This is a genomic window from Candidatus Solincola tengchongensis (assembly GCF_015711935.1).
In the GTDB taxonomy this organism is placed as follows: domain Bacteria; phylum Actinomycetota; class Geothermincolia; order Geothermincolales; family RBG-13-55-18; genus Solincola_A; species Solincola_A tengchongensis.
In genome coordinates this window covers 1-5,753 of the sequence record NZ_JACVJJ010000027.1, presented here as the reverse complement: position 1 = coordinate 5,753, position 5,753 = coordinate 1, and the positions used below count along the sequence as shown (strand labels likewise).

At 59.9% G+C, this 5,753-nt stretch carries 4 protein-coding genes; all 4 read right to left on the bottom strand.

Annotated features, from left to right (window positions below; genetic code table 11):
• Positions 1–713: 713 nt before the first annotated feature.
• Positions 714–1,187 (bottom strand): hypothetical protein, encoded by a 474-nt coding sequence (locus tag H7007_RS01685; protein ID WP_287152758.1) that lies wholly within the window; start codon positions 1,185–1,187, stop codon positions 714–716.
• Positions 1,188–1,715: 528 nt separating this feature from the next.
• Positions 1,716–2,849, bottom strand: coding sequence for a uroporphyrinogen decarboxylase family protein (locus H7007_RS13635; protein WP_287152757.1), 1,134 nt, complete (start codon positions 2,847–2,849; stop codon positions 1,716–1,718).
• 13 nt (positions 2,850–2,862) lie between these two features.
• Positions 2,863–3,489 (bottom strand): cobalamin B12-binding domain-containing protein, encoded by a 627-nt coding sequence (locus tag H7007_RS01675; protein ID WP_287152756.1) that lies wholly within the window; start codon positions 3,487–3,489, stop codon positions 2,863–2,865.
• Between the two features lie 149 nt (positions 3,490–3,638).
• Positions 3,639–5,216: an FAD-binding oxidoreductase gene (locus tag H7007_RS01670; RefSeq protein ID WP_287152755.1), complete on the bottom strand. Its 1,578-nt coding sequence runs from the start codon at positions 5,214–5,216 to the stop codon at positions 3,639–3,641.
• Between the last annotated feature and the right edge of the window lie 537 nt (positions 5,217–5,753).

Sequence of the window (5,753 nt, the reverse complement as noted above, 5' to 3'; positions counted from 1 at the left end):
CTTTTTCTTGGCCATCGTTCTCCTTTCGATAAGAGGTTTGCTTGTTTCCCTTATCTTGGAGAGCGATGGCTCTCGTTGTCAAAGAACGATTGTTGTATCCTTTTTACAGAATTTTATGGGCACGACCGTATGTCAATTAAATCATGATTATACTTCCGTCATAGATTTCCTGTGCGAAATTCCTTAGAAATTGCTATTCTGTGATATATATGTATTTTCTTCATGGGATCTATTTTTACTTCCTTACTGCTGCAAATCACATTTTATGCGGTTTTAGCAGGAATTTTATTGATTTTCTAAGAAGAATCGATGCTTACTTTGCTAAACTTAAGGTGATATTTCCTTTCCAGAAACGATAACCTTTTTGCAATTAATAAAGGATTCCTGGCAGGATGAATATAAAAAACATCGAGCCAAGGCGGCAAAGATATTAAAAGAATCCCTAGTGAATCCATTAGTAGGGGATTTGAAAAGGGGCATCGAAATGGGGCTCATCCGCCCCATAGAGGCTCATCAGCACCACAGAGAGCGAGATAATAGTTATTCATAATTCTCTCGGTTGTAGAAACGTTCTCCTATCGTGATGTCATCAATGAGAAATATACCGACCAGATGTTGGAACGAACTATTCTGGACCTTATACTGAAAGGTATCCTTGTTAAATGAGAGTTGGCAACCTAGTTGGTAGTTCAAGGCACCCAAAACTAATATTTCTATCTCGATCTCACCCAGTGCCATCCGTCGTCGTCGATTATCGTGTCTCCCGCGATAGTACCCTGAGCCGCAAATCCCAGGTCCATCATCAGGGTGATGACATTACCGTCCACGCGCCACCGGCCTGAAGCCCCTATGCCCTCCTCATAGCAGTAGAAAGTCTGGTCCTCGAACAGGTCCAGATAATAATCGGGGTACTCCCGGCAGACGTATCTTCCCGCCAGGGGGTTGACCGGGCTGGTTATCTCCTTTTCTTCCTGCCGGTCCGGACCACCGGGTGGCTCGCATGCGTTTTGCGTGTTCGCCTGCGCATGCACCTCACCGGGGATGCCGGGTATGACGATCTCCTCGTAAGCCCTTCTGCCTTCTCCATCCGGACAAGCCCCTTCATCCACGCCTTTGTTGCCGCACGAGCAGAGGAAGAGCGGCAACAGGAGCGCCAGCACGAACAAGCCAAGCAGCCACCTTTTCACCTTCTTCGACCTCCTTTCTCCCCACAATCCATTGTTTATAGGTCCACCCGTCGATGCCGCATGCCCACGACTGACCGACAGCTGCCACGACGGCCAAAATCTTCGGGGAACGGGCCGCGCCGCGGCCGAGCGATCGAAGAGCTTCATCCACATACGACCTATACCATGCTTCTAACCCCCGTATTCTCTCCCCAGTTTGCATACCACGCCGCCTTTGGTCTTCACCCGCCCTGTCGCAGAGGACGGTCAAAAAGAAGGTATCTCCCATAAGCTCTGGTCCTGGATGGGAAACGAGCAGTTCTCTCTGAGTAAGGGTACGTTAGTCCGGGTTCAAAGGCGAGAAACTCAGCGGCGGCGGAAATAGATGATTCACACGCGCTCCCGGTTAAAGACGGGAGTCAGGGCGTAACCGAGGATGCCGGTGCCGGGACCGCACCGGCATGCCTCCGTAGGGTATGGCCTGTGCCTGCGCTCCGAGGCCAGCATGCAGAACATGATTTCCTCGTCCCTCTTACCTCTGTCCAGGGTTCAGGGTTTGTACCTGTGCACGGAGGACAGCATGGCCTTCACGTTCTCCGGCTTGGCGTCCACGGGTATGGTGCAACCGGAGCTCAGGATGAAACCTCCGTCGGAACCGAGCTCCGTGATAAGCCGGCGGCAGTACTCGTCCACCTCCTCCGGTTCGCCCAGCTTGAGAAGAGTGGCGGGCACGTCTCCCATGATGCACATGTGGTCCCCCAGCTGCTGCTTGGCGGCAAAGATGTCCGATGTGCCGTCCAGGTTCAGCACGCACTTCCCCCGGGGCAGCTCCTTGAGGTAGGGGAAGAAGGCCGTCCAGTCGCTGTCGAAGTGGAGGACGGGCGTGACTCCTCTCTCCGTCCAGAACTCGCACATCTCCTTCCATTCCGGGAAAGCGAATTCCTCGAACTGGCGGGGGCTGAGGAAGGAGGCGCTGGTACGGGTGCCGCCCATGAAGACGCGCCTGATGCCGCTCAACCTCACCATGAGGGAACCCTGTCTCTGCATGAGGGGCATGAGCGCCCGGCTGGCCTCCTTTACCTCCTCCGGGCGGCGGAAAAGGTCGAGGATGAACTCGTTGAAGGAGCGCATGAAGAGGGAGATGTACTCCATCGGGGTGAACACTATGTTGAAGGCCACCAGCGATTCCACACCCCTGCCCCGCCACATGCTCACCGATCTCTTTACCCTGGCCATATCGGCAAACGCTCTCCCGAAAGCGCCGAGCAGGCCGGATAACTTGCCCAGCTCTGGGTTGCTCAGCTTCATCTTGTCCAGGACCCAGCGCAGGGGGCCTCGCTTCCCTATCTCCAGGTATTCCTCCGGCCCCATGACCGTCCTCTCCACGAACTGGAACTGGCCGTCCGGGGGCTCCCCGCCCACGCCGGGCATGACCGGGGGAGTGGGAAATATCAGCTGCATTATCCGGCCCAGGCCGGCGTAGGAGAGGTGCTGCCCGTCGATGGGGCCGAGGTCGCGCAGGGTCCTCTCCAGTGCCTCGTCCGCCTTCCGCACGTCGAAGAGCATGTCGTGCTGGGAGATCCCGCTGTAACGGGCGGAGAAGAAATCGATGATGGGGACTACCGGAACCCGGTCCGGCTTGCCCAGGCGTATGGCGGTCTCGATGCGCTCCCGGGAATCCACGACGCACCTCCCATCATCCGCCGAGGAGGGTGTTGGCCAGTCTCACGCCCTGGGCGGCGTCCTTGCCGAAGGCGTCGGCCCCCACGTACTCGAGGACCTTCCCGTCAACCGGTTTTCCTCCGATGATGACCTTCACCCGCTCGCGAAGCCCCGCATCGGCAACCGCCTCCACGGTATCCCGCATGGAGTCGAAGGCCAGGGTGAGCAGACCCGAAAGGGCCAGCAGGCGGGCGCCGGTCTCCTTCAGCTTGTCCACGAAGGCCGTGGGCGGGACGTCCACCCCCAGGTCGTGAACCCGGAAGCCGTCGCAGCGCAGCAGCGTGGACACCAGGTTCTTGCCGATGTCGTGGATGTCGCCCTTTACCGTGCCGATGACCACGCTCTCCTTGGTGCCGCCGGAACATTCCTCAAGGCGAGGCTCTATCAGGGCCATGGCCTGCTTGAATATCTCCGCGGACATGATCAGCTCGGAGAGGTAGTAATCCTTTCTCTCGAAGCGCCTGCCAACCTCTTCCATTCCCTCACGCAAGCTCTCCACCAGCGAAAGCGGGTCCTCTCCCCTCTCCAGGGACTCGCGAACTGCCGCCAGCACTTCCCTCTCCTTGAGCTCCACCAGCAAGGAGGCCGGATCCCCGCTCATCTCTCCTCTACCTCCTCCATTCCCCAATCCTCGGTGGGTCCCCCGTTTCGGAACGGACGCGCCAGCCCTTATCCGCCGTCCCGCTCCTCAAAGCCGACGCTCCCACGCATGCTCCCTTCTGTCCGGGCAGCCCACAATGCCGGCAACGGTCAATCCGCGCAGTAGAAGGTGCCGTCGGCGACGCCGTCCGGGTCGAGCATCTCCTTGATCCTTTTCTGCCAGGAGGGATAATCCCATGTGTAAGGCCCGAAGACCCGGTCCCTTTCCGCGGCCTCCAGCATAAAGGCGCCCAGGCCCACGCCGAAATTCCTGTCCCGCATGGTCTCCGCTGCCTCCAGGGCGTACTCCGCGACGCCGCGCCGGTGGCGAGGGTCCCGGTGGTCGAAGAGGACGAGCTCCTCCTGGTGCCCGTAATGCCCGCTGCCCTCGTAGACCCCTCCCCAGGCGTTGTCCGCCAGGTCGTCGTAGAGTTTCCCCTGCTCGATGTAACGCCTCTTGAGCTCGGCCCCCACGCGGGACTGGTTCACGCAGTTGTCGAAGGCGGCGCAGGTCCCGAAGGAGGTCCCCATCATCCCTCCCATCCGGAAGGAGAGGGGCGGCAGGGCACCGCGCACCATCCCCCACCAGACGGCGCCCCCAAAGCCCGGCGTGGCCGCCAGGTTGATCAGCAGGCCGCGGCAATCCTTGACGATCTCCTGGAGGACCTTTTCCTGGTATTCCAGCTCGCCCGGCGAGGCGGCGGCGAGCATGAACTGGAACATGTGCTCCAGGGCGTTCAAGGCGGCCTTGAGGTTCTCCCTACCCGGGAGCTTCTTCAGCAGGCGGGGCATGAAGATGGAGAGGATGAGCCCTATGGAGTTCTTGCAGAGCATGAAACCGATCTCCGCATCGGCCACCCGGTAGGCGAAATCCGCGTAGGCCTCGAAGGAGGGGAACACGCAGAGGTATACCCTGAAATTGGAAGGCACCGCCGCGCGCAGGTCGTCCATGACGCCCTTGATGTCCGGCTGCGGCTCGCCGTGCCAGGGGTAAAGCTTCACGGCCGCTTTGGTAAATATTCCTAGGCCGCTACGGGCACCGAAAAGGCCCCGCATAACGCCCCGCAGGGAGGGGCCGGGCCCGTCCCCGCAGAACCACCCGTTGCCGCTTCCTGCCGTGCCCATCCGGAGGACCTCCCCGTCGGGGAGGACCCACTCCACGGCCAGGACGTTCCGGCAGTTGTAACCGGTGCTCAGCCCCGTCCATCCCGTGCCGTCCATGGAGGTGCAGCTGGCCAGGGGGGAGGTCCCGCACCCGGCGCCGATGATGTGCAGGTTGAGCCCCCTCTTCAGGGCCTCCGCCTGGAGCTGGGCGCATATGACGTAGGGCTCCACAACGGCGTACATGTTCCTCTCGTCGATATCTAAGATGCGGTCCATGCGCCGCAGGTCGATCTGGACCACGCCCTCCCCGCCCGGCCCGCCGTGGGCGCCCCATCCCGTGGAGAAGGCCTTGAACTTGAGCCCCAGCTCCCGGCAGGCCCCAACCACCGCCCGCACCTCCTCCACCGTGGAGGGGAGCACCACAGCCACCGGGCGGTGGATCCAGGGGACGGACTCCCCCAGGTTGCCGAAGCTCTGGAAAGCATAACCGTCAAGCACGGCTGGGTCCACGGAGACGTTCTCAGGACCCACGGCCTCCCCTAGCCGCAGAAAGACCTCCTCGGGGTCAACGCCCTCGCGCGTCATGTCTCATGACCTCATGCACCAAGGTCCGGTTATCGAATCCGAAGACCGGAAGCCTTTCCCCGCCGTTTCTGGTATTTCCGGATATATTCTATCACCTGGTATTTTCTGAAATACGCGTCATACCACGATGTCCGCCTTCATCTCGTGATCTCGTGACGTCCGTTCTGCTTGGAAGAGATTGCCATTCCTTTCGGTGAAATTTGGATGCCATCCCTGGGGCTTCATGCCTCCATCCCCCACGCGGTCGCAAAATGGCGAGCCCGGGGTTTCCGGGTTCGCCCTTTCCTCGCCGTACCCTCATCTTTCCCTATCCGTCTTAGCCTTTCACGTTTACGGCGATCTCCTTTGCGAACGCCCCTCTCCGGATCGCAGCCCTCCGTTTCCGTCCCAGGTTCACCTTCCTTTCTCCCTCCACTGCTCACGGAGTGTAACCCATGGAGTCGTGGGCCCAGGACATGCCCGGCCCGTACATGGCCCGCTCGCAGATGATGTCCCCTCCCTCCGAGGTCACCCGGGTGGAGACGTCGGTGTTGTCGG